Source organism: Streptococcus mitis (assembly GCF_016658865.1).
GTDB lineage: Bacteria > Bacillota > Bacilli > Lactobacillales > Streptococcaceae > Streptococcus > Streptococcus mitis_BT.
Window position 1 is genome coordinate 1,078,280 of sequence record NZ_CP067992.1, and the last position, 22,973, is coordinate 1,101,252.

At 39.7% G+C, this 22,973-nt stretch carries 19 protein-coding genes; 7 read left to right on the top strand and 12 right to left on the bottom strand.

Annotated features, from left to right (window positions below; genetic code table 11):
• Positions 1-97 precede the first annotated feature (97 nt).
• Positions 98-1,585 carry a glucose-6-phosphate dehydrogenase gene (gene zwf, locus JJN14_RS05260; protein WP_201058040.1) on the top strand — a complete coding sequence of 496 codons (1,488 nt, stop codon included), beginning with the start codon at positions 98-100 and terminating at the stop codon, positions 1,583-1,585.
• Between the two features lie 45 nt (positions 1,586-1,630).
• On the opposite strand, the gene ftsY is transcribed toward zwf, so the two are convergent.
• Genes ftsY through JJN14_RS05275 form a run of 3 tightly spaced genes read right to left on the bottom strand, consistent with a single transcriptional unit; the run spans position 1,631 to position 4,533 of the window.
• Positions 1,631-2,920, bottom strand: a complete 1,290-nt coding sequence (gene ftsY, locus JJN14_RS05265) for a signal recognition particle-docking protein FtsY (RefSeq protein WP_201058041.1) — start codon at positions 2,918-2,920, stop codon at positions 1,631-1,633.
• A gap of 3 nt (positions 2,921-2,923) precedes the next feature.
• Positions 2,924-3,742: a Cof-type HAD-IIB family hydrolase gene (locus JJN14_RS05270; RefSeq protein WP_201058042.1), complete on the bottom strand. Its 819-nt coding sequence runs from the start codon at positions 3,740-3,742 to the stop codon at positions 2,924-2,926.
• Entirely contained in the window at positions 3,742-4,533 is a 792-nt protein-coding gene (locus JJN14_RS05275; protein WP_201058043.1) for a Cof-type HAD-IIB family hydrolase, read from the bottom strand. Before JJN14_RS05275 ends, JJN14_RS05270 begins: the two co-directional genes overlap by 1 nt.
• A gap of 229 nt (positions 4,534-4,762) precedes the next feature.
• On the opposite strand from JJN14_RS05275, the gene JJN14_RS05280 reads away from it, so the two are divergent.
• The gene (locus JJN14_RS05280) at positions 4,763-5,458 is read left to right on the top strand and encodes a VIT1/CCC1 transporter family protein (RefSeq protein WP_094753126.1); all 696 of its coding nucleotides are present in this window, start codon (positions 4,763-4,765) and stop codon (positions 5,456-5,458) included.
• A 193-nt stretch (positions 5,459-5,651) separates the two neighbouring features.
• On the opposite strand, the gene JJN14_RS05285 is transcribed toward JJN14_RS05280, so the two are convergent.
• Together JJN14_RS05285 and JJN14_RS05290 are read right to left on the bottom strand one after the other, a co-directional pair.
• A complete protein-coding gene (locus tag JJN14_RS05285) occupies positions 5,652-7,643 on the bottom strand; it encodes an ABC transporter permease (RefSeq protein ID WP_201058044.1) in 1,992 nt (663 codons plus the stop codon).
• A gap of 1 nt (position 7,644) precedes the next feature.
• Complete coding sequence (locus JJN14_RS05290; protein ID WP_000173358.1) at positions 7,645-8,403, bottom strand: ABC transporter ATP-binding protein; 759 nt, start codon at positions 8,401-8,403, stop codon at positions 7,645-7,647.
• Between the two features lie 444 nt (positions 8,404-8,847).
• Between JJN14_RS05290 and JJN14_RS05295 the strand changes: the two genes are divergently transcribed.
• Both JJN14_RS05295 and JJN14_RS05300 read left to right on the top strand, forming a co-directional pair.
• On the top strand, positions 8,848-10,842 hold the full coding sequence (locus JJN14_RS05295; protein ID WP_201058045.1) for a DUF1430 domain-containing protein: 1,995 nt from the start codon (positions 8,848-8,850) through the stop codon (positions 10,840-10,842).
• A gap of 1 nt (position 10,843) precedes the next feature.
• Positions 10,844-11,491, top strand: coding sequence for an ABC transporter ATP-binding protein (locus JJN14_RS05300; protein ID WP_201058046.1), 648 nt, complete (start codon positions 10,844-10,846; stop codon positions 11,489-11,491).
• Positions 11,492-11,585: 94 nt separating this feature from the next.
• Here the strand turns inward: JJN14_RS05300 and JJN14_RS05305 are convergent, their stop codons facing one another.
• The 4 genes from JJN14_RS05305 to JJN14_RS05320 form a co-directional block, all read right to left on the bottom strand.
• Positions 11,586-11,858, bottom strand: coding sequence for a PspC domain-containing protein (locus JJN14_RS05305; protein ID WP_001085048.1), 273 nt, complete (start codon positions 11,856-11,858; stop codon positions 11,586-11,588).
• 58 nt (positions 11,859-11,916) lie between these two features.
• On the bottom strand, positions 11,917-12,366 hold the full coding sequence (locus JJN14_RS05310) for a SprT family protein (RefSeq protein WP_201058047.1): 450 nt from the start codon (positions 12,364-12,366) through the stop codon (positions 11,917-11,919).
• Positions 12,353-14,482 carry a Tex family protein gene (locus JJN14_RS05315; protein ID WP_201058048.1) on the bottom strand — a complete coding sequence of 710 codons (2,130 nt, stop codon included), beginning with the start codon at positions 14,480-14,482 and terminating at the stop codon, positions 12,353-12,355. The genes JJN14_RS05310 and JJN14_RS05315 overlap by 14 nt, the downstream gene beginning before the upstream one ends.
• A gap of 477 nt (positions 14,483-14,959) precedes the next feature.
• Entirely contained in the window at positions 14,960-15,340 is a 381-nt protein-coding gene (locus JJN14_RS05320) for a PBECR2 nuclease fold domain-containing protein (RefSeq protein WP_201058049.1), read from the bottom strand.
• Positions 15,341-15,494: 154 nt separating this feature from the next.
• On the opposite strand from JJN14_RS05320, the gene JJN14_RS10200 reads away from it, so the two are divergent.
• The 3 genes from JJN14_RS10200 to JJN14_RS05330 are packed head-to-tail and all read left to right on the top strand — an operon-like array spanning position 15,495 to position 17,344.
• Positions 15,495-15,626, top strand: a complete 132-nt coding sequence (locus JJN14_RS10200; RefSeq protein ID WP_265342526.1) for an SPJ_0845 family protein — start codon at positions 15,495-15,497, stop codon at positions 15,624-15,626.
• On the top strand, positions 15,627-16,532 hold the full coding sequence (locus tag JJN14_RS05325) for a permease (RefSeq protein WP_201058050.1): 906 nt from the start codon (positions 15,627-15,629) through the stop codon (positions 16,530-16,532).
• Positions 16,529-17,344 carry a TIGR03943 family putative permease subunit gene (locus tag JJN14_RS05330; protein WP_201058051.1) on the top strand — a complete coding sequence of 272 codons (816 nt, stop codon included), beginning with the start codon at positions 16,529-16,531 and terminating at the stop codon, positions 17,342-17,344. Before JJN14_RS05325 ends, JJN14_RS05330 begins: the two co-directional genes overlap by 4 nt.
• Before the next feature lie 83 nt (positions 17,345-17,427).
• On the opposite strand, the gene JJN14_RS05335 is transcribed toward JJN14_RS05330, so the two are convergent.
• From JJN14_RS05335 to rnc, 3 genes are all read right to left on the bottom strand, one after another.
• Complete coding sequence (locus tag JJN14_RS05335; protein ID WP_049491741.1) at positions 17,428-18,354, bottom strand: bifunctional riboflavin kinase/FAD synthetase; 927 nt, start codon at positions 18,352-18,354, stop codon at positions 17,428-17,430.
• Between the two features lie 143 nt (positions 18,355-18,497).
• Positions 18,498-22,037, bottom strand: a complete 3,540-nt coding sequence (smc, locus tag JJN14_RS05340; protein ID WP_201058052.1) for a chromosome segregation protein SMC — start codon at positions 22,035-22,037, stop codon at positions 18,498-18,500.
• Positions 22,028-22,726, bottom strand: coding sequence for a ribonuclease III (gene rnc, locus JJN14_RS05345; protein ID WP_201058053.1), 699 nt, complete (start codon positions 22,724-22,726; stop codon positions 22,028-22,030). Before rnc ends, smc begins: the two co-directional genes overlap by 10 nt.
• Positions 22,727-22,973 lie beyond the last annotated feature (247 nt).

Below are 22,973 nucleotides of genomic sequence, written 5' to 3' on the forward strand. Positions count from 1 at the left end.
TTGATTTTTCGGAAAATTATGTTAGAATTAAGTTTATGAAATGAGGTTTCCTCATACCTAGCAAGACTAGGAATAAAAATAGAAATTAGGTAGCTAGATGTCATCTAAGGTTATTGTTACAATTTTCGGTGCGAGTGGAGACCTGGCTAAACGCAAGCTCTACCCTTCCCTTTTTAGACTTTATAAATCCGGCAATCTTTCCGAGCACTTTGCTGTCATTGGAACTGCCCGTCGTCCTTGGAGCAAGGAATATTTTGAATCTGTTGTAGTCGAATCCATCCTTGATTTGGCAGATAGTACCGAACAGGCTCAAGAGTTCGCTAGCCACTTCTACTATCAAAGTCATGATGTCAACGATACAGAACACTACATTGCTTTGCGTCAATTGCAGGCTGAACTAAATGACAAGTACCAAGCTGAACACAACAAGCTCTTCTTCTTGTCTATGGCGCCTCAGTTCTTTGGAACTATTGCCAAACACCTCAAATCTGAAAACATTGTGGATGGTAAAGGTTTTGAACGTTTAATCGTTGAAAAACCATTTGGTACAGATTACGCGACTGCAAGCAAGTTGAATGATGAGCTCCTAGCAACATTTGACGAAGAACAAATTTTCCGTATCGACCATTATCTTGGTAAGGAAATGATCCAAAGCATCTTTGCAGTTCGCTTTGCAAACTTGATTTTTGAAAATGTGTGGAACAAGGACTTTATCGACAATGTTCAAATTACCTTTGCGGAGCGCTTGGGTGTAGAAGAGCGTGGTGGCTACTATGACCAATCTGGTGCCCTCCGCGACATGGTACAAAACCATACACTACAACTTCTTTCTCTCCTTGCTATGGACAAGCCAGCAAGCTTCACAAAAGACGAGATTCGTGCTGAGAAGATTAAGGTCTTTAAAAACCTCTATCATCCAACTGATGAAGAACTTAAAGAATACTTTATCCGTGGTCAATACCGTTCAGGTAAGATTGATGGCATGAAATACATCTCTTATCGTAGCGAGCCAAATGTAAATCCAGAATCAACAACTGAAACCTTTGCTTCTGGTGCCTTCTTTGTGGACAGTGATCGCTTCCGTGGCGTTCCTTTCTTCTTCCGTACTGGTAAACGTCTAACTGAAAAAGGGACTCATGTCAACATCGTCTTTAAACAAATGGACTCTATCTTTGGAGAAGCACTTGCTCCAAATATTTTGACCATCTATATTCAGCCAACAGAAGGTTTCTCTCTTAGCCTAAATGGGAAGCAAGTAGGAGAAGAGTTCAACTTGGCTCCTAACTCACTTGATTACCGTACAGATGCGACCGCAACTGGTGCTTCTCCAGAACCATACGAGAAATTGATTTATGACGTCTTAAATAACAACTCAACTAACTTTAGCCACTGGGATGAAGTTGGTGCGTCATGGAAATTGATTGACCGTATCGAAGAGCTCTGGGCTGAAAATGGTGCCCCACTTCATGACTATAAAGCTGGAAGCATGGGACCTCAAGCAAGCTTTGACTTACTTGAAAAATTCGGTGCCAAATGGACTTGGCAACCAGATATCGCCTATCGTCAAGATGATCGTTTAGAATAACAAAAAATCCTGCAAGTTTACGCCTTGCAGGATTTTTACTTCTGATTAGATTAAGCCTTCCAAGAGACCCTTCATAAAGTTTTCTGAGTTAAACTCTCCAATATCATCGATTTTTTCACCAAAACCAATCAATTTTACAGGAATATTGAGTTCTTCACGGATGGCTAGAACCACACCACCTCGAGCAGTTCCATCAATCTTAGTCAAGACAATTCCAGTTAATGGCGTGATTTTTGAAAATTCTTTGGCCTGTACAAGAGCGTTTTGACCTGTTGATGCATCCAGAGCCAAGAAGGTTTCATGGGGTGCATCTGGAACAACACGCTTGATGATGCGTCCAATCTTTTCCAACTCAGCCATGAGGTTGTCCTTGTTTTGTAGACGACCAGCAGTATCAATCATGAGAATATCGATACCTTCAGCTACAGCACGTTCCATGCCATCAAAGACCACACTGGCTGGGTCAGCTTTTTCAGGTCCAGTCACAACTGGAACGTCCACACGACGGCCCCATTCAGCAAGCTGAGCTACCGCCCCTGCACGGAAGGTATCTGCAGCAACCAACATGACCTTCTTACCAGCTTGTTTGTAGCGGTGGGCTAGTTTTCCGATAGAAGTTGTTTTCCCAACACCATTAACACCAACAAAGAGCATGACTGTCAAGCCATCTTGGAAATGGATTTGTTCATCGTAGTTGCCATCCTTTTCGTAGAGTTCAACCAATTTCTCGATAATGACACGGCGAAGTGCATCAGGCTTCTTAGCGTTTTCGAGTTTAGCTTCATAGCGGAGCTCTTCTGTTAGGTTCGAAGCGACCTGCACACCGACGTCACTCATAATCAGTAATTCTTCCAGTTCCTCGAAGAATTCTTCATCGACAGAACGGAAGTTAGCAAAGAAGGCATTCAAGCGTGCTCCGAATCCCGTACGCGTTTTCTTGAGACTACGGTCATATTTTTCCTGAACAGTTTCTTCTGCTTGAGACCTTTCTGCTTCAAGCACTTCAAAGCTATTTTCTTCTACAGTTCCTTCGTGCTTAAGCTTCTCTTCATCTGAGACTTCTTCTGAGTTTGAAAATTCTTCTATTTCTTCTTGAGAAGCCTCTACAGCTGGTTCTGAATCCAGACTTTCTTCAACTGTGTCTTGATTATCCTCTTCTTCGAGCGCAGATTCTTCAGAACTTTCAACCTCTGCTTCTTCTTGAGGAACTTCCTCAGCTTCTGTTAAGGCTGGCTCAACATCTTCAGACAAATCAAGATTTTCCAGAGCTTCTTTTACAACTTCTTCGATTTTAGGTTCTTCTTTTTTTCCGAATAGACGGTCAAATAATCCCATATCTTAGTTCTCCTTTAGCACATATTCTTCGATAGCCCAGGCGACAGCCTCTTCATCATTGGTCATTGGAGTCACTACATTTGCGACTGCCTTGACTTCAGGAACAGCATTTTGCATGGCAACACCGAGCCCTGCCCATTCAATCATAGAAAGATCATTGGCCTCATCACCACAGGCCATGACTTGGCTTTGGTCGATTCCAAGATGGCTGATTAGTTTTGCCAAGCCTGTTGCTTTATGAACATTCTTTGGTGACCACTCTAGCAACATTTCTCGTGATTTAAAGATTTCATATTTGTCAAACAATTCTGGAGAAATCTTCTGAATGGCTGCATCCAAGGGTTCTTGAGCAAAGGCAGTGACGCATTTATTATAAGTCATTTGACTAGATAAGTCTTCAAAATCCACTGGAACAAAGGTCAAAGCTGGATTGAATCTGGCATAAAGACTTTCTTGGTCTGATTGAATTTGATAAACAGTTCCTTCTGAGATGGCATCAAGAGGAAGTGATAATTTCTCTGTTTCCTCATACAAGCGTGCTACATCATCATATGAAAAGACTGTCTTATCAAGGATTTCACCTGTATTTTTCTGAACTAAACCACCATTAAAGGTAATCGTATACTCATCTTCATGGCCGTCAGTCCCTAGCTCATGGAGAAAGAAATCCATGGCTTTTAAGGGACGACCAGTTGTCAATACGACCTTGATACCACGATCACGTGCAGCTTTCAGGGTTGCCTTGGTACGATCCGTCAACCTTTTATCAGTAGTCAGCAAGGTCCCGTCCAAGTCCAATGCAATCAATTTTATATCTGCCATTATAAACCCTCCATATAAGCTATAACCGACTGGTCCTTATGGTGACCAATCACAGTCTCTGCTAATTCTAAAATTTCTGGTCGTGCATTTTCAGGAGCTACAGGATGTCCCACAACCTGCATCATATGCAAATCATTAAGATTGTCTCCAAAAGCCATAACCTGATCCATTGTGATGCCAAGTTTTTTAGCTAATTCAACAATGGCCACTCCCTTATCGACATAGTCCAGAACAATATCAATAGATTCAAAGCCAGTTGTCATGGCCTTAACACCAGGAACGTTTTCGTTTACCCAAGATTCACCAGCTTCTAACGTTTCTTCTGTGAAGTTGGTTGTAAATTTGAAAATGTCATCTGTGATATCTTCTAAACTCGCTACTTTTTGGATATTTTCATTAAAATGCTGACTCTCTTTCAAATAGGTCTCATCAACCGTATCTAACACATAAGAACCCTTCTTACCCGTCAAGAGCAGTTTATTGATATCTACATAAGGAGACGTTTTCAGCTTTTCAAAAGTTGAGAGATAAAAGTCACGAGACATAGTCGCTTCATACAAGTCCTGACCTTGATACTCCACTAAACTGCCATTTTCCGCGATGAAAATAATATCATCACGAACATCAGCAAATAATTTTTCTAGTGACAGAAATCCGCGCCCCGAAGCCACCGCAAAGTATATCCCTTTTTCCTTGTAGGAAACCAAGAGAGACTTGAGACGGTCCATATCAAAGCGTCCATTCTCATCTAGGAAGGTTCCGTCCATATCCGTTGCTACTAGTTTAATCATAAAATCTTTCTTACTCCGATTAGTAAATCTACCTCCTATTATACCATAGATAAGTAGAAAAAGGACTAGTCTATCAGCTTTGTTTCTCTTTTATCCTTCTCTACTAGCTAGTGCTGTTTCTATCTTTTAAAAAACTCGTAAAATTAAAATCGTGCAACTTTTTTCAGATACTTTTAAAAGATTGATTTCATTAGCTGTTTCCTTTATACTGGATAAAAAGGAGAATAGTATGTCAGAAACAAATCACGAAATCGATTCAAATTTTGCAGGTCGTTTAAATATCCTGCGTGCTGGTGTTCTTGGTGCCAATGATGGAATTATTTCCATTGCTGGTGTAGTTATTGGGGTTGCTAGTGCTACGAGCAATATCTGGATTATTTTTTTATCAGGTTTTGCGGCTATCTTAGCTGGTGCCTTTTCAATGGCTGGTGGAGAATATGTATCCGTTTCAACTCAAAAAGATACCGAGGAAGCAGCCGTTGCGCGTGAGCAAGTCTTGCTAGACCAAGACATGGAGCTAGCTAAAAAGTCTCTCTACGCTGCCTATATTCAAAATGGCGAGTGTGAAACATCAGCCCAACTTCTCACCAACAAAGCCTTTTTAAATAATCCACTCAAGGCTTTGGTAGAGGAAAAATATGGGATAGAGTATGAAGAGTTTACCAATCCTTGGCACGCTGCTATCTCTAGCTTTATTTCTTTTTTCCTTGGTAGCTTACCACCCATGCTTTCAATTACCATTTTCCCAAGTGAATACCGCATCCCTGTTACTGTCCTTATCGTCGGTGTGGCCCTTCTTCTCACTGGTTACACTAGTGCCAAACTTGGAAAAGCACCAACCAAAACGGCTATGATTCGGAACCTTGCTATTGGTCTTTTAACCATGGGAGTTACTTTCATACTCGGACAACTTTTCAGCATTTAATACTCTTCGAAAATCTCTTCAAACCACGTCAGCTTCGCCTTGCCGTATATATGGTTACTGACTTCGTCAGTTCTATCTGCAACCTCAAAGCAGTGCTTTGAGCAACCTGCGGCTAGCTTTCTAGTTTGCTTTTTGATTTTCATTGAGTATAAAATACAAGAAATACCTCGATTTTCAAGTCGAGGTATCTTTTTTACATTTGTACAATCTTGCGATAGCTTCTTGAAGTAATCATAAAAATCAATACATAGGCGATAAGGAAGATAGCGCAGATAGACAAGGTCACAATCAACATCATATTCGTATCTATTACACCAATCACTTTTAAAATCAGACTAAGCATATGGTAGGCAAAGGCTAGATGTATAAAGGCAAAAAGCAAAGGAAGGAAGAAAACAGTTAAAACCTGTTTGTTGATGGTTTGCTTGATTTGCTTTTGATCTAAACCTACTTTCTGCAAGATAATAAAGCGCTCACGGTCTTCATAGCCTTCAGAAATTTGTTTGTAGTAGATGACCAGAACGGTTCCGACCATAAAGATAATGGATAGGAAAATACCGATAAAGAAGACACCGCCAAAGAGGACACTCATTTGAGCACTAGCATCTGCTAGATTATTACCATACACATAGCTACCTTCTGTGTTTAATTGAGTATTAAACTGGTTGAGGTAGTTTTCATATTCTTCAGCGACCTTGAGTTGTTCTTCTTCACTGACATTTATTACATTCATACCACCGTACAGCTGATTATAGATAGCCGAATCTGGGAATTGTTCCAAAAAGGCTTGTAAATCCGGAACAACAAGGTAATTGTAATCAGTAGTAAAAATATTAAACTGATTTGGGACATGGTTGACAATAAAATCTGTATTAAATTCTTCTTTGACAGAAAATTGATGGTTATTTAGAGTTAGAGCTTTCTGTCCTTTCAGTCCGTCATTTTTGGCAAAAAGACCGACCTCATTCCCTGATAGAGAAAGCTTTTGACCAGTCATATTTTCATAATCTTTTTGGTCAAATACCATGAAGACTGTTTTAGGTTGGACACGGTTTTGTCCTTTTTCAAAAATGGTTAACTTGGTTCCTTCTTGATTTGCAATACCAAAGTTACTGTAACGAAGCACTTCTTTCTCTTTGACACTATAACCTTTGTCACTTGCAAACTGGCTCAAGAGTTTGTCCAAATCTTCTTTTTCAACATTTTGTCCAGTAATGCCAAAGTCATGCGGATTCATCACTTTCTTAAAGGATTCTGAAGCATTGAAAATACTTGTCGCTGCTGACATGGTTACCAAAACCATTGTTGACAAGATAGCGATAGTTGCTAGCCCAACCGCATTTTTCTTCATACGGAAAATCAAGTTGGAAACAGATATGAGGTTATTAGGTTGGTAATAGTATTTCTTGTTTTTCTTTAAGATTTGAAGGAAAACGGTAATCCCTGCATTAAACAAGAGATAGGTGCCAAAGATAACTAGCAAAACAGCTAAGAAGAAGGTTGTTAAGGCTGTCAGAGGATCTTTTACTGTAAGGGCAAGATAATAGCCAATCCCTAAACTTATGGAACCAAGAATAGTTTGGAGAGGTAGGAAACGACCTCTTTTCTCTCCGCTTGCTTTCTCACGCGAGAGCTGGAGGGCATTCATACGGGCGATTCGAAGGGCATTCAGGAACATGAGGCCTAGGAAAATCAATCCAAAGACAACAAGTACTGCAATAACAACATTCATTTGGAAGGTAGCAACCAGCTCAACCTTCAATTTCATCAGTTTGAGCAAGAAAGCGAAAATTAACTTGTCAAACAAGGCTCCAATACCGATACCCGCTCCAACAGTTAGAATCCCAAATACCACTAACTCCTTAAAGGTCATACTGATTAGATGGCGCTTTTCCAATCCCAACATGCCATAAATCCCCAGTTCCTTGGAACGATTTTTCATGACAAAACTATTGGCATAGAGGACGATAATGGCTGACGCAAGGGTGACGACAAACATACCAAATCCAAGTGTAGCCTGAATGGTTGTTCCTCCACGGATTTCAGCAATCTTGGGATTGAAGGTTAGGGAGTAAAAGAGATAGGTGACGGTGACTGCCAAGAGAACAGCCAGCGCAAAAGGATAGTAGAGTTTGCGGTTTTTAATCAAGTTCGATACCGCTAACTTATTGGTTAATCGAAACATACTAATTCACCTCGCTTGCCATGACAGTCAAGGTATCAGAGATCTCTTGGAACATCTGACGTTCTGTCTTCTCTCCACGATAGATTTGGTTGTAAAGAATGCCGTCTTTGATAAAGAGTACACGTTTAGCTCTGCTAGCTGCTGCTGTTGAGTGGGTTACCATGAGAATGGTTTGGCCTCGCTCATTGATTTCATCAAAGACATCAAGTAAGGCTGCAGATGACTTGGAATCAAGGGCTCCTGTTGGCTCATCCGCAAGGAGAATTTCAGGTTCTGTGATGATGGCGCGGGCTACTGCTACACGCTGTTTCTGACCACCAGAAATCTCGTAAGGGTATTTCTCTTGCAATTGGTTGATACCAAGATTCTCAGCTGTCACCACCAATTTCTTCATCATCTCCGTAATAGGTCTCCTTGACAAGACAAGCGGAAGCAAGATATTGTCCTTAACAGACAGAGTATCTAGCAAGTTAAAGTCTTGGAAGACAAAGCCCAATTTTTCACGACGGAAGCTAGAAGCCTGTGAATTTTTAATGGTTGCTGTGTCAGTTCCATTTAAGTAAACCTGGCCACGACTTGGTTTATCCAGCATAGCTAGAATATTGAGAAGAGTTGATTTACCAGAACCAGACTCACCCATGATGGCAACGTAGTCACCTTTTTCCACGGTAAAGTGAATATCCTTGAGGGCCTCTACTTGGTTGCCCTGAAAACGTGTTTTATAAATTTTTTGAACGTGTTTTACATCTAAAAGTGTCATGAGAATCTCCTTTCTTAATATCCCATCAAATGAAATGTCTCTTGCATCATAGCGCATCCCAGCTGAACGCGCTCGATATCTTTGTGGCTTGGTTTTCTTGTTTTCTTCTGTAAGATTTGTTTCATGATGTTACTCCTTTGTTCTTTATGAGTCTAGTTTACATCAAAAAAAGACCGCTTGCCATAACCTAACCTTACAAAAGAGACTTTAATCTTACATTTTTGTAAGATTGGAGAATTTTTTGAAAATATCTACTATACGAAGTCCTATAATCACTTGTTTTATTTTTAAAAAAGGAGTAAAATATAATTGTGAAAGGGTTTTCTTCGATATCTTGTAAAACTTTAGTTTTTTAGTGCTTATTTTAAAAAGTAGTAAGCTATAATTCGCATAACTGCAATGAAGAGGGAGGTTGATCTCCCTCTTTTTTAGAAAGAGGTTCCTATGAAACGTATATTTCTCTTCATCAGCAATCTTCTTCTGGCACTCTTTCTGATTGGTGCTTTGTCCTTTTGGAAAGATTCTCTTCCACAAATCCTGTTCCCAGGTGCAGCAGTATTAAGCGGTCAAGCAGATTATTCTACCGTTAAAGAAGAATTAAATAGTCTTGCTAAAGAACATAATAGTCTTATCGCAAGAACCATTTGGGAAGTAGATAGTGATGGAAAATCACAAACTTACTACGAAGTTTTTGGAGATGGAAAACTTCCAGACTGGATGCCTCAAGCAAGTCAAGAAAGTATCAATAAAAGTAATCTTCTCAACAATTACAATATTATCAGTGGATCGCTAACAAATCAAGAATTAGCTATTCACCTTAAACAACTTGGACTAGAAAAAGTTAACACATTTGAAAATAATAGAGTCTCCTTCGTATTGGCCCTCATTGCCCAACCCAATCAACTTACTAGTCTTTTCATTTTTTTATTAACCTTTTTATCACTTATTGTTATCGGACAGATTCAATCTCTCTCTCAATCAGGAATAAGACTGATTAATGGAGAACATCTCAGAAATCTCTTCTTTCGTTCTATCATAAGAGACGGACTTGATATCCTTCTTTTCGGCTTGCCTGCTTTCCTAATAGCTAGTGTTTTAGTAATTTACCTAGGCTATCCTTATGAAATTCAGACTTTTTTCGTAATACTATTTATTTTTTATAATAGCCTGCTTCTCTTGCTAAGTCTTCTCATCGCTTTTCTTTTTACTATTTCTTTGAAAAGAGTTCATCTTATCTCTATCATTAAAGGAAAATTACCAATTAAGTCAATCTTACGTATTCTTTACTTTGGTCAAGCTCTGTCTATCTTATTAGTTATTGTAGGATTTGGGCGCTTGTCCATTTATCATCATATATTTATGAAAAATGAGGCTGGACAAGCTACTTGGAAACAACACTCCAATATTGTTAATCTTCAAACAGGTCGTTCAAGTCAAAGAAAAAATATAGATGAACTCAAAATGAATGCCAATAAATGGTTTGACTTTATTCAATATTCTTTAGAAAATGGAAATGCCTTTCTAGTCAAACATAATCTCGCTATTCAAGCTATAAAACATTCTCTTTCAACTCATAATGATTCTGAACAAAATCCCTATGACTTGGAAGGGAAAAATATTCTCTATGTAACACCTGACTACTTCAAAAAAGAAGGTATAGAGTTAACATCAGAAACCTTTAAAAAAATCAATAATCTAAACGATGGACAGGTTCTTGTAATACTACCTCAAGAACAAAAGAAAAATGAGGAACAAATAAAACAAAACATACAAGAAGATTTAACTAATCGATTATACAGTAGTGATACAAAGCATAGAGTCGAAGTTAGTATAACTTATACTGATCAAAAAAAAGATGTATTCATTTATAATACTACCCATATTTCTTATGATCAATGGTTGTCAACCCCTATTTTTATCGTAGTTTCTCCTAAGGCACTTGGAAAAGATTCTTCTATATTTTGGTTTACGAATCTAGAATATCTCTATTTTACCGATTTACAGCAAACACAAGAACTTTTGAAGTACTATCAACTTGATCCTATGATTTCAAGATTATCCTTTGCTAGAGAGACCTACCTCCAGTTAAATCAAAAAATTAAAATCGAAATTTATAGTAATTTAGCGAGTGGGATTTTTGCTATCTTGACTTCAATTTTACTTTTTACAAGTTTAAACCTACTCTATTTTGAATCCTTTAGAAAAAGTATATTCTTGAAAAAAATAGCTGGCTATTATTTCTTAGAATTACATAGCAGATATATCATTTCTCAGATAATCGCTCTCTTCATTGGAAGTAGTATAGCACTATATATCTCTAAGAATTTCTGGATTACGTTGCTTCTATTTCTCAGCTTTTCAAGTTTAGCTATTCTTCTATTAAAAATTTGTGATAAAAAGGAAACTAAAACTTATGCTAGCATTATCAAAGGAGGGTAATATGATTGAACTGCGAAACATCTGTAAACAATTTGGCTCTCGTATCATTTTTTCAGACTTAAATCTGAATTTTCAAAGTGGTATAGTATATGCCTTAGTAGGTAATAGCGGCTGTGGTAAAACCACTTTGCTAAATATGCTAGCAAAACTGGAGACTTTTGATAGTGGAGAAATATTTTACAAAGGAAAATCTTTAACTTCTATAAAAGATGAGGAATTCTACCGTAACAAACTAGGATATCTTTTTCAAAATTTCGGTCTTATAGAAAGTCAAACTATAAGAGAAAACCTTGAGCTGGGGTTAATTGGAAAAAGGAAAAATAAAGTTGAAAAAGAAAAACTTCTTCTTCAAGCACTGAAAGCTGTTAAATTAGATTATCTAAGGCTAAATCAAAAAATCTATGAATTATCTGGAGGGGAGGCCCAACGCGTAGCACTTGCTAAAATTATCCTCAAAAATCCACCTTTGATTCTAGCTGATGAACCAACAGCTTCTCTTGACCCAAACAATTCTAAGGAAATAATGGAAATTCTCCTTGAACTTCGCAATTCTAATAGAACAATTATTATTGCTACTCATAATCCAAGTATTTGGGAAATGTCAGATTGTGTAATCGATCTCTCCAAACATATTAAAAAATGTGATTAAATACTAAAACCCCTTATGCTTAAACGAATCATAAGGGGTTTTAAGTCGTTTATTTAAATAGTTAATCGTAAGAGATCAATGACCACTTTATGCCTCACCAAAACCAGCCTTCATTATCGTCAATGGCTTGGGCTTCTTTGCGTTTGCGTGGTCCTGTTCCGTACATTTCTGCTTCGATTTCTTCCTTAGTCGGCATGACAGAAGCTAGGATGATATAGATAATCACGCCAAGTCCAAAGTTTGCAACTGTAAAAATTGCAAACAAGAAACGAACAAGGGTAACATCAAAGTTCCACTTGTCTGACAGACCTGCCAGAACTCCTGAAATCATGCGATTTCGTCTCATTTTATAAAATTTACTGTTCATGTTATTTCCTCTTTCTGCTAGGTTAGACTTAGTATATCACGGATAGGATCGGCTTTCATCAGTCCTCAGGCTGATTTACTAGTAGTAATTTGCCTCTACAAAGTCCACAGCGATAGCGTTTGGTATCAATCCTGCGCTTGCGCTTATAAGTTTGCTGGCAGGATTGACAACGATAGAGCTTGATTGGCTTGGAGTTGCTATTTGGCAAGGGTGGCACAAAGCGTAATCCATCCACTGCTTTCAACAGTTCCTTAAAATCCCGATCCTTGTGTTGATAGCCCTTCCCTTGAAAATAGAGGTGATAATGACAGAGTTCATGGCGGACAATTTTCCTAAAAACATCCAAACCCAGTTCCTGATAAACCTTGGGATTAAAATCCAAATGCCCATCTTTTAGGAAAAATCGCCCACCTGTCGTTCGCAGACGAGAATTCCACTGGGCTTGATGGATAAAAGGTCTTCCAAAGTCTTCTAGCGAAACCTGCTCGACGTAATCAGTCAGTTTCATTTGGAGCCAGGAGCGACAGATTAACTTTTTCCCGTTCAGTATCGATTTTCTTGACCCAAACGGTAACCAAATCACCGACAGACACCACTTGACTAGGATGTTTGATAAATTTGCGACTCATGTGGGAAATATGAATCAATCCATCCTCATGAATTCCGATATCAACAAAAGCACCGAAGTCAACGACATTACGCACTACTCCTTCTAGCTTCTGACCAACCACTAAATCCTTGATATCTAGGACATCCTGGCGAAGCACAGGTGCATCAAAGGAGTCACGGAAATCACGACCTGGTTTGAGAAGGTCTGCAATGATATCTTTAAGAGTTTCGGGACCAAGGTCTAGCTCTTGAGCCATATCCTTGACTGATAGGGACTTGAGTTTGCTTTGGGCCTCTTCGTTCAGTGCCTTGATATCCAAAATTTTGAAGAGTTCCTTGACGGCAGCATAATTTTCTGGATGAACTCCTGTATTATCAAGGATATTGCTACTTTCTGGAATGCGAAGGAAACCAGCAGCCTGCTCAAAGGCCTTAGCACCCAGACGTGGAACCTTCTTGATTTGAGCTCGTGAAGTGATTTTTCCTTCTTCTTCACGGTATTTGACGATATTTTCAGAAATGGTTTTGTTGAGTCCAGCAACATGGGAAAGAAGAGCTGGGCTGGCCGTATTGATATTGACACCGACTTGGTTGACCACGGTATCCACGACAAAGTCCAGGCTTTCAGACAGTTTTTTCTGGCTGACATCGTGCTGGTACTGACCTACACCGATTGACTTAGGATCGATTTTGACCAATTCCGCAAGGGGATCTTGCAAGCGACGGGCGATTGAGATAGCAGAGCGCTTTTCAACGGTTAAGTCTGGAAACTCCTGACGAGCTAGTTCGCTGGCAGAATAGACAGAAGCACCACTTTCATTGACGATAACATAGCTGACTTCTGGAAAATCTTTCAGAACTTCCGCCACAAAGGCTTCACTTTCACGACTGGCAGTTCCATTTCCGATAGCAATAATCTCCACGCCGTATTGACCAATCAGGTCTGCCAAATCTTTCTTGGCTTCTTCGATTTGACGAGCAGAGGCTGGTTTGACAGGATAAATAACCTGAGTTGTCAGCATTTTCCCAGTTGCATCAACGACAGCTAGCTTTGCACCTGTACGAAAGGCAGGGTCAAATCCTAAAACCACGCGCCCTTTCAGAGGAGCAACCAAGAGAAGATTGCGCAGATTGTCAGAAAAGAGTTGGATAGCTCCTTCTTCTGCCTTTTCAGTTAATTCTGTCCGAATTCGTCGTTCGATAGCAGGCAATACTTTTTTCTTAACTGACTGTTGAACAACTTCATCAATATAGGCGTTTTTCACCTTAAAACGAGCTGCAAAGAAAGATTGAATACGTTCCGTCGCATGTTCAAAACCGACCTTCAAGACACCAAGTTTCTCCCCACGATTGAGGGCCAAAGTACGATAACCTTGCATATTGCCAACTGTCTCTGAAAAATCATAATAAATCTGAAAAACTTGTTTTTCATCGAGACTTTCATCTTTGACTTGAGAAGTGAGTTTAGAGTGTCTCAACACTTCCTGATAAGTCATAGCACGTAAATTGACATCTTCCGATAAGGCTTCGACCAAGATATCAACTGCACCAGCCAAAGCTTCTTTCCCTGTCGCAAATCCTTCACAGACAAACTTCTCTGCCTCTTTCTCTAAGTCAGCTACATTCTGCAAAATTAAGCGAGCAAGAGGAAATAGTCCAGCTTCACGGGCAATGGTTGCCTTGGTCCGACGTTTTTCCTTATATGGAAGATAGAGTTCTTCTACGTCTGCTAATTTTTCAGCTGCTAAGATAGCTTCTTCCAACTCCTTGGTCAGCTTACCTTGTTCTTGAATCTTAGCTAAGACAGCTTCCTTACGGTCGTTGAGGTTGGTCAGACTTTTATCCAAGTCAATAATAGCCTTAATCGCCACCTCATCCAGACTACCAGTCATGTCCTTGCGATAACGCGCGATAAAGGGAATAGTTGCCCCTTCAGCTGTTAAAGACAAGACAGTATCAATTTGTTTTAAGGTCACACCCAAATCTTGGGAAATTTTTAAATATTTTTTATCCATGAATCTATTATACCACAAGCTAAACGTTTCAAATTAGCTCTTACAGTATTTAAAAACAATATGTGGGGAATAGATTTACTTCATTTCAATATTCTATTCATTGAGAAGGTTGCAATTTAATTCTAATAGTTTACAAAAGGATCAGTGATTAATTGCACTGTTTTTATTTTTGACAATAATGCGCCACTATTCTCCCTCTCTATTCTTCAAGAAAACGCTTTTTTGAAGAATAGGATTTAGATTTCTGTTTCTAATCGTCCAAAATGCGTGATTTTTGAAAAATAAAAAACCGCAAGCCTGAGCCTGCGGTGAGTGTAATCTATTTTAAAATTTTAAATAAAAAAGGAGCATTTAAGCCCCTCCTTTGAAATAACGGACATTTGGCTGGTCGGTGTACCCAGCATCTCAGATACCTTTTTCAAGGTGCGGCAGGAACCTTTCTGCCCTCAAATGTCTTTCGTTAATGTAATTCTAGCACTATCTACTTCTTTTGTCAAGCTTTATCAATCTACCAGACTTAATACGACTTTGTAACTTGTAATCTTGTAAACGATACATGGTCGGAACATAAAAGAAATCTCCACTTTTATGTAACTTGATGGCAACAAGAACATTATCATCAAATCTTTTAACATATTCAAAACTGGCGCCTTTCTCTCTAGGATTGACCCCAACGAAATCTGGATTACTTAGTATAAGTTCCAAATCTTCGATATGATGAATCACATCATTATGATGCCGTTTCAACATATGACTTCTTAAACCTTCTTTGTTAACTTTGATATCACTAGCTTCAAGAACAATATTAAAAATTTCTTTTATTTCGTCAGTAACCTGACCGATCTTTTTATGTTCCATCATTTCCTCCGTTATTCACAATTATTATATCACAATCATAGTGTATATTAGGATATATCACGCTCTATTATTCGTTAGATACTCAATTTTAACTTTTCCCTTTTCCTTAAAATAATAGTATAATAGAGGTAGAATTTAGAATCGAGGTACACCAATGGCTGTAAAATTTACAAAACGAGACGACTTGGACAAGATGTTTGAAGAATTTGCGAAACTCCCTAATTTGAAACAAGTCACTTTCACTGATGACAAAGAGAAAAAAGCCAAAGCAGAAAAGAAAAACTAGATGACTGCTTTCCAACAACTCCCGTCTAGTGTGCTTCAGACTGGGGCTATTTTTCTCTCTATAATCATTGAAGCCCTACCCTTCGTTCTGATAGGAAGTATTGTCTCAGGGCTAATTGAGGTCTATATCACACCTGACAAGGTTTATCATTTTCTCCCTCGAAATCGTTGGGGGAGAATCTTTTTTGGCACCTTCGTTGGGATACTTTTCCCTTCTTGTGAATGTGGAATCGTCCCCATTATCAATCGTTTTCTGGAAAAGAAGGTGCCCAGTTACACAGCAGTTCCCTTTCTCGTAACAGCGCCTGTTATCAATCCTATTGTTCTCTTTGCGACCTATTCTGCCTTTGGCAACTCCTTCCACGTCGCCTTGTTACGAGCTCTTGGTTCCATTCTTGTAGCTGTGATACTTGGGATTTTTCTAGGATTTTTCTGGCAAGAACCGATTCAAAAAGAAAATCGTTTTTCCTGTCATGAGCACGATTTTTCTCATTTGAGTCCTGCAAAAAAAGTTTTTCAGGTCTTTGTGCAAGCCATTGATGAATTTTTTGATACGGGGCGTTATTTGGTATTTGGCTGTCTCTTCGCCTCTGTTATACAGGTCTACGTTCCGACTCGGATTCTGACCTCTATCAGTGCGACCCCTCTTTTTGCTATCCTGCTCTTGATGCTTTTGGCCTTTCTTCTGTCGCTCTGTAGTGAGGCCGATGCCTTTATCGGCGCTTCTCTTCTCTCGAGTTTCGGCTTAGCACCAGTTTTGGCCTTTCTCGTCATTGGCCCAATGCTGGATATCAAAAATATTCTCATGATGAAAAATTACTTGAAAGTACGATTTATCAGTCACTTCATAACGATTGTGACACTCGTTGTCTTAGTATATTCTCTATTGATTGGAGTCATTCTATGATTCGATTTTTAGTTTTAGCTGGCTATTTTGAACTGACCATTTATCTCCATCTGTCGGGCAAATTAAACCAGTACATCAACATGCACTATTCCTATCTGGCCTATATTTCCATGGTACTTTCCTTTATTTTGGCAATTGTTCAATTGTATATCTGGATGAAGCAAGTCAAAACCCACACTCATCTGAACAGCCGATTGGCCAAGGTTACTAGTATTGCTCTTCTGGCTATTCCTATTGTCGTCGGCTTAACTTTTCCAACTGTTAGCTTGGATTCTCAGACCGTTTCTGCCAAAGGCTATCATTTCCCCTTATCAGAAGGCACGGATCAAGCCATTCAGACCAGTGAAGGGACGACAAGCCAATATTTGAAACCAGATACCAGTTCTTATTTTTCAAAATCAGCTTATGAAAAGGAAATGCGAACTGCGGCGGATAAATACTTATCCCAAGATAGTATTCAGATCACTAATGAAAACTATATGGAAGTCATGGAGGCTATCTACGACTATCCAGATGAGTTTGAGGGTAAGACAGTCCAGTTCACAGGCTTTGTCTATAACGACCCCAGTCATGCTGATAGTCAATTTCTGTTCCGCTTCGGCATTATCCACTGTATCGCAGATTCCGGTGTCTATGGATTGCTGACCAAGGGAAATACCCGTCAGTATGAGAATAACACCTGGATAACAGCCAAAGGAAAACTGGTCAATCACTATCATAAAGAACTCAAACAAAACCTCCCAACCTTGGAAATCGATAGCTTTACCAAAGTCGATAAACCAGAGAATCCCTATGTGTATCGCGTGTTTTAAAAAAGTAGCCTGGAAAGGGCTACTTTTTCTATTTAGAAATAAGAATCTAAAGTATGGATAATTTTATATAAAACTCCGATTTCCTACTCAGCATCCTTCCAATTCCGAGCAATTTCTTCATCTTTCTGGAGTTGATCTACCAGTTCTTCAACAGAGTCAAATTTGACCATTTCTCGGACACGGTCTAGCCAGTAGACAATGACTGTTTCACCGTAAATGTCATCTGAAAAATCAAAAATATTGACTTCAAAACGTGGCTCTTCTCCATCGAAAGTAACATTTTTCCCGACACTCGCCATTCCACGGTATCTTTTACGCTGTACTTCGACATCGACTACGTAAACACCATCTGCTGGCATATAGGTTCGATCTCTTAAAACTAAGTTTGCTGTTGGGTAACCGATAGTCCGTCCACGAGCATTGCCATGAACAACCATGCCACGTGATGGTAGAGGAGTGCCAAGTAAATGACCAGCTTCTCTGACATCCCCATCAAGAATAGCTTGACGAATACGAGTAGAACTAATTTTCCCCTTTTCATCCTCAACAGGAGGAACAATGATGATTTCTCCATCAAAATAATCCTTCAAATCATCCGCAGTTTTCTTATCAGAACCAAACGTGTAATCAAATCCCGCTACAATAATCGCTGGTTTTAATGCTCTAACATAGGTATCAAAGAACTCTTGACCCGTTAAACTAGCAAATTTACTACTAAAGTCAAGTAAGAAAAGAGCTTCTACTCCATGCCATTTCATCTTATGTTCCCGTTCTTCATGGCTGACAATATGAAGCATTAATTCTGGCTTGTACGGTTGCAAAGCAAGCTTAGGAGACTCTGTAAAGGTCATCACGACAACTGGTAGATAATCTTTCATAGAAGCCTTGCTAGCTACTTCAAAAAGCTTCTGATGTCCCTTATGAATACCGTCAAAATAGCCTAATACAAGAACTGTTTTATCCGGTACTGCAATGTCTTTTTCATTTTTTATAGGTACTGTTGTAATCATGAAACTATTATATCATAGAGAAAGCCTTTTCGCTAAAAGGAAAGCCCAAATGTCGTTTTTTGCCCCTGAACTGACCTTAAAAAATCATTCAAGATGTTAGTTTTAAAAAATAGCATCCCCTAAGAGATGCTATCGTTTGGTAACTAGTCTACTGTTTCTTCCAAATCTTTTAACTTCACCGAAACAATTTTTGAGACACCTGATTCTTGCATAGTCACTCCATAGATAGAATCAGCCGCTGCCATGGTTCCCTTACGGTGGGTCACGACGATAAACTGGCTATCCTTGTCAAATCGATTGAGGTAATCCCCGAAACGTTTAACATTGGCTTCATCCAGCGCAGCCTCTACCTCATCCAAAATAACAAATGGGATAGTCTTAACTCGAATGATAGAGAAAAGCAAAGCTAGAGCCGACAGGGCTTTTTCCCCACCACTCATCAGATTGAGAGATTGGATTTTCTTGCCCGGAGGTTGAACAGAAATCTCAACCCCAGCTGTCAGCAGGTCTCCTTCAGTCAAAATCAGGTCCGCCTGACCTCCACCAAACATCTGCTTGAAGGTCACTTTAAAGGACTCACGTATAGCCTCAAAGGTTGATTTAAAGCGGTCTTTGACCTCATCATTCATCTCTGTAATTGTTTCAAGCAGCAAGTTTTTCGCTGACAAAATATCATCTCGTTGGCTATTTAGGAAATCCAGACGGTTGTGAACTTCTTCGTACTGGTCAATAGCTTCTACATTGACAGGACCTAGTGAGCGAATAGACTTCTCTAAATCCTGCACCTCTTGCTCTGCCAGATTGAGATTGTCCAACTCATGCGCCTTTTCTAAAGCTTCAGTATAGCTAATCTGGTACTGGTCTGTTAATTGACTTTGTAAATGACGCAAGCGCTCGCTAACCTTTTCTTTCTTAGCTTCAGCACGTGTTTGCTTGCGAATCCACTCCTCATTATGTTGGCGAGCCTGATCCAAATGACTAGCAATATCATCTAGTTGCCCTTCAATATCATCCAACTCAAACTGTTTGCGAATCAAACCTTGTTGGAGATTTGTTTTCTGGTTTTTGGCTTCTTCCGCCTGTTGACTGAGCAATTCTGTATCAACCTTCTCCAGATTATCAACCTTTTCTTGGAGAAGACGCTGGATTTCTTCTTGTTCAATATCCAGATTATCCAATTCCTTGCTTAGACGGTCAATGTCAGCCACTTCATAACGTTTTTGCCCTTGCAGTTCTGTCTTAAGCAGGCGAGCTTGCGCTACCTCTTCCTGCAAGTTTTGATAGCGTTCTTGGATGGCGTTTTTGTTAGACTTAATTTCTTCAATCTCAGCTTCCAGATTTTGCTTTTCACTGGCGATAGTAGCAAGTCGCTCTTGGCATTTTTCCTTGTCTACTTGCCAATCTCCCTCAGAAAGACGATTTAATTCCTCTTCTTGAAGTTTCCAAAGAGTTTCTAACTCTTCAACTTGCTGACTAGTCTGCTGATAAGCAAGGGACAAGCCCTGCTCCTGAATACGAGCCTGCTCTCCTTGAGATTTGATTTCTTCTAATCTTTCTGTCAATGAAGCCATCTGGTCTTGCAGGGTCTTCAAAGATGCTTCTTCTGAACGAAGACTTGCTTCTTCCTCAGTAATTTCTTTTTGCAATTGCTCCAGTTCTGGCTTGATGAAAATACTGTTATTCTGGCGATTGGCTCCACCTGCATAGGAACCACCTGTACGAAGCTCTGTCCCATCCAGTGTCACCATGCGCACCTGATAACGAACCTGGCGCGCTGCTGCACGCGCATGTTCTACAGTATTAAAAATAGCTGTTGTTGCTAGCAAGTTCTTGAAAATAGCTTCCAACCTACTATCGAATGTCACCAACTCATCTGCCATACCAAGGAAACCTGGACTTGCAGCGATAGCATCTTGGTTCTGACTAGAAATCGTACGCGCCTTGATCGTTGTCAAAGGAAGGAAAGTCGCACGACCGGATCTATTCCGTTTGAGAAAATCAATGGCCCTAGTTGCTGCATGTTCATCTTCTACGATGATATACTGGCTACTTGCCCCTAAGGCAATCTCTAGGGCAGTTTGATAATGCACATCAAAGGTCAGATGCTCACTGACTGCACCAATAATCCCACCAAGGCGGTCTTTTTCTTGGAGAACACTCTTGACACCTGCATAAAAGTTACTATGATTTCTCAGGATATTTTCCAAACTTTGGGCTCTAGCCTGCTTGGTTTTGAGATTATCCAGACGGTCAAAGAGTTGACTTTGTTGAGCTTGATAGGAAGTTTTCTGCTCCTCTTGCTCCTTGGCACAGATTTGATAGTCGGCCAGTAGTTTCTGAACCTGCTCCTTGGCAGTTTCAAGCTCTTCTTTTTGCTGACTAGCCTTCTCTTTAGCTGTAGCCAACTGTTCTTTCAGCTTTTCTAATTGATCTGCTTGTTTTTGAGAAAGCTGACGACTATTTTCCAACTCATTCTCAATACGAGTCAATTGGTTTGAGACATCTGCTTCTTCTTGTAAAAGGGCTACAAAGCGTTCACGTAAGAGCTCAATCATCTGATCAGGATCGTCTGAAAAAGCCAGCAATTCAGCTTCTAAACGATTGAGTTTTTGATTATTTTGGACTAGATTTTCCTCTAAAAGTGCCAAAGAGCTTTCCTTATCAGATTTTTCTTTGCTGAGTGAATTTCTCTTATCCTCCAAAACAGCCAAACGAGCTTGTGCTTCCTGTTGATTCAGAGCTACTTGCTCAGATTCCAGTTTCGATAGGGCTAATTTTCTCTCTAAATCACTAATCAGACTGGCCAAATCCATCAAACTGCCCTGGTCTTTGGCCATTTCAGCCTGTAAATCTTGGCGTTGCTTTTTAAGAGTTTGATTTTCTTCTTCTAATTGTTCACGCTTCTGGTAGTAGCTCGTCAAGAGTTCCTGAACCTGTGCCAACTCTTCTTCTGTAGACTCTAGTTCAGCCTTATTTTCCTTGATTTGAGCAACAAGGACATCCAAGTAAATAGCCTTGCGTTGCCCTTCCAAGTCTAGAAACTTACGAGCATTTTCAGCTTGCTTCTCAAGAGGCTTGATTTGATTATCCAACTCGTAGATAATGTCCTCTAAGCGGTCTAGATTATCCTGAGTTTGCTGCAGTTTACTCTCAGTTTCTTTTCGACGAGTCTTGTATTTCAAAACTCCAGCAGCCTCTTCAAAAATAGCTCGACGTTCCTCAGGCTTGGAGTTGAAAATCTCCTCAACCTTCCCTTGAGAAATGATAGAGAAGGAATCGCGTCCCAAGCCAGTATCCAAGAAAAGATCATGAATATCACGCAGACGGACTTTCTTGCCGTCAATCTTGTATTCGCTATCTCCACTGCGATAGATATGACGTTCTACCCTGATTTCTTGACCTGCATCCTTGATAAATCCGTCATTATTATCCAGAGTCACAACTACAGAAGCATAATTGAGCGGTTTGCGACTTTCAGTTCCAGCAAAGATGACATCTGGCATCTTGCCACCACGGAGACTCTTAACACTTGACTCCCCCAAGGCCCAACGAAGACTTTCTGTAATATTGGACTTTCCAGATCCATTGGGACCAACAACTGCAGTCACTCCTTGGTCAAAGATGACCTTGGTCTTATCAGCAAAAGACTTGAATCCCTGAATTTCGATTTCCTTTAAATACATGAATCCAGCCCTTTCTCAACGGCATTTTTGGCAGCTTCCTGCTCTGCTAGTTTCTTAGAACGACCTTGACCTTGACCAATGCTCTTACCTTCGACAAGAACTTCTACATCAAAGACCTTATCGTGGGCAGGACCCGTTTCAGAAATCACCTGATAACGAATAGCCACATCGCCATTGACCTGAAGTAACTCTTGGAGATGGGTTTTGTAGTCTGTAATCATCTCAAATTCGCCTGCTTCAACCTTAGGAATCATGACTTGATAGATAAATTCCTTGACCTTGGCCACATCCTTGTCCAAAAGGAGAGCACCAAGAAAGGCTTCGAAGGCATCACCAAGAATGGTGTCACGATTGCGTCCACCAGACTTCTCTTCCCCCTTACCCAGCTTGATAAACTGATCAAACTGGCAATCACGCGCAAAACCAGCCAAACTCTCCTCGCGGACAATCATGGCACGGAGTTTGGACAAATCACCTTCAGGTTTTTTAGGATATTTTTTATACAGATATTCTGAAATCAATAACTGTAGAACAGCGTCTCCTAAAAATTCCAAGCGTTCATTGTGTGAAATTTTTAAGAGGCGGTGCTCATTGGCATAACTCGTATGAGTAAAGGCAGTTTCCAATAAATTTTTGTCTGCAAATTCGATTGCAAAACGGCTTTTTAGTACAGTTTGTAATTCTTTCATACCAACCTCTTTCTAACTGATAACAGTCCTTTTTATTATATCAAAAAAAGCCCCCTGAGTCACTTTAAAACGGGACTAGAGGGGATTTGGGTATTCTTTAAAAAGAGTTTTTCAGTTTTATACTCAATGAAAATCAAAAAGCAAACTAGGAAGCTAGCCGCAGGCTGTACTTGAGTACGGTAAGGCGACGCTGACGTGGTTTGAAGAGATTTTCGAAGAGTATTAGGGGCAAATTTAGGGGAGTGTA

Excerpts from the sequence above, each read along its gene's own strand:
- zwf (WP_201058040.1), top strand. The coding sequence starts at position 98 with ATGTCATCTAAGGTTATTGTTACAATTTTCGGTGCGAGTGGAGACCTG.
- ftsY (WP_201058041.1), bottom strand. The coding sequence starts at position 2,920 with ATGGGATTATTTGACCGTCTATTCGGAAAAAAAGAAGAACCTAAAATC.
- JJN14_RS05270 (WP_201058042.1), bottom strand. The coding sequence starts at position 3,742 with ATGGCAGATATAAAATTGATTGCATTGGACTTGGACGGGACCTTGCTG.
- JJN14_RS05275 (WP_201058043.1), bottom strand. The coding sequence starts at position 4,533 with ATGATTAAACTAGTAGCAACGGATATGGACGGAACCTTCCTAGATGAG.
- JJN14_RS05280 (WP_094753126.1), top strand. The coding sequence starts at position 4,763 with ATGTCAGAAACAAATCACGAAATCGATTCAAATTTTGCAGGTCGTTTA.
- JJN14_RS05285 (WP_201058044.1), bottom strand. The coding sequence starts at position 7,643 with ATGTTTCGATTAACCAATAAGTTAGCGGTATCGAACTTGATTAAAAAC.
- JJN14_RS05290 (WP_000173358.1), bottom strand. The coding sequence starts at position 8,403 with ATGACACTTTTAGATGTAAAACACGTTCAAAAAATTTATAAAACACGT.
- JJN14_RS05295 (WP_201058045.1), top strand. The coding sequence starts at position 8,848 with ATGAAACGTATATTTCTCTTCATCAGCAATCTTCTTCTGGCACTCTTT.
- JJN14_RS05300 (WP_201058046.1), top strand. The coding sequence starts at position 10,844 with ATGATTGAACTGCGAAACATCTGTAAACAATTTGGCTCTCGTATCATT.
- JJN14_RS05305 (WP_001085048.1), bottom strand. The coding sequence starts at position 11,858 with ATGAACAGTAAATTTTATAAAATGAGACGAAATCGCATGATTTCAGGA.
- JJN14_RS05310 (WP_201058047.1), bottom strand. The coding sequence starts at position 12,366 with ATGAAACTGACTGATTACGTCGAGCAGGTTTCGCTAGAAGACTTTGGA.
- JJN14_RS05315 (WP_201058048.1), bottom strand. The coding sequence starts at position 14,482 with ATGGATAAAAAATATTTAAAAATTTCCCAAGATTTGGGTGTGACCTTA.
- JJN14_RS05320 (WP_201058049.1), bottom strand. The coding sequence starts at position 15,340 with ATGGAACATAAAAAGATCGGTCAGGTTACTGACGAAATAAAAGAAATT.
- JJN14_RS10200 (WP_265342526.1), top strand. The coding sequence starts at position 15,495 with ATGGCTGTAAAATTTACAAAACGAGACGACTTGGACAAGATGTTTGAA.
- JJN14_RS05325 (WP_201058050.1), top strand. The coding sequence starts at position 15,627 with ATGACTGCTTTCCAACAACTCCCGTCTAGTGTGCTTCAGACTGGGGCT.
- JJN14_RS05330 (WP_201058051.1), top strand. The coding sequence starts at position 16,529 with ATGATTCGATTTTTAGTTTTAGCTGGCTATTTTGAACTGACCATTTAT.
- JJN14_RS05335 (WP_049491741.1), bottom strand. The coding sequence starts at position 18,354 with ATGATTACAACAGTACCTATAAAAAATGAAAAAGACATTGCAGTACCG.
- smc (WP_201058052.1), bottom strand. The coding sequence starts at position 22,037 with ATGTATTTAAAGGAAATCGAAATTCAGGGATTCAAGTCTTTTGCTGAT.
- rnc (WP_201058053.1), bottom strand. The coding sequence starts at position 22,726 with ATGAAAGAATTACAAACTGTACTAAAAAGCCGTTTTGCAATCGAATTT.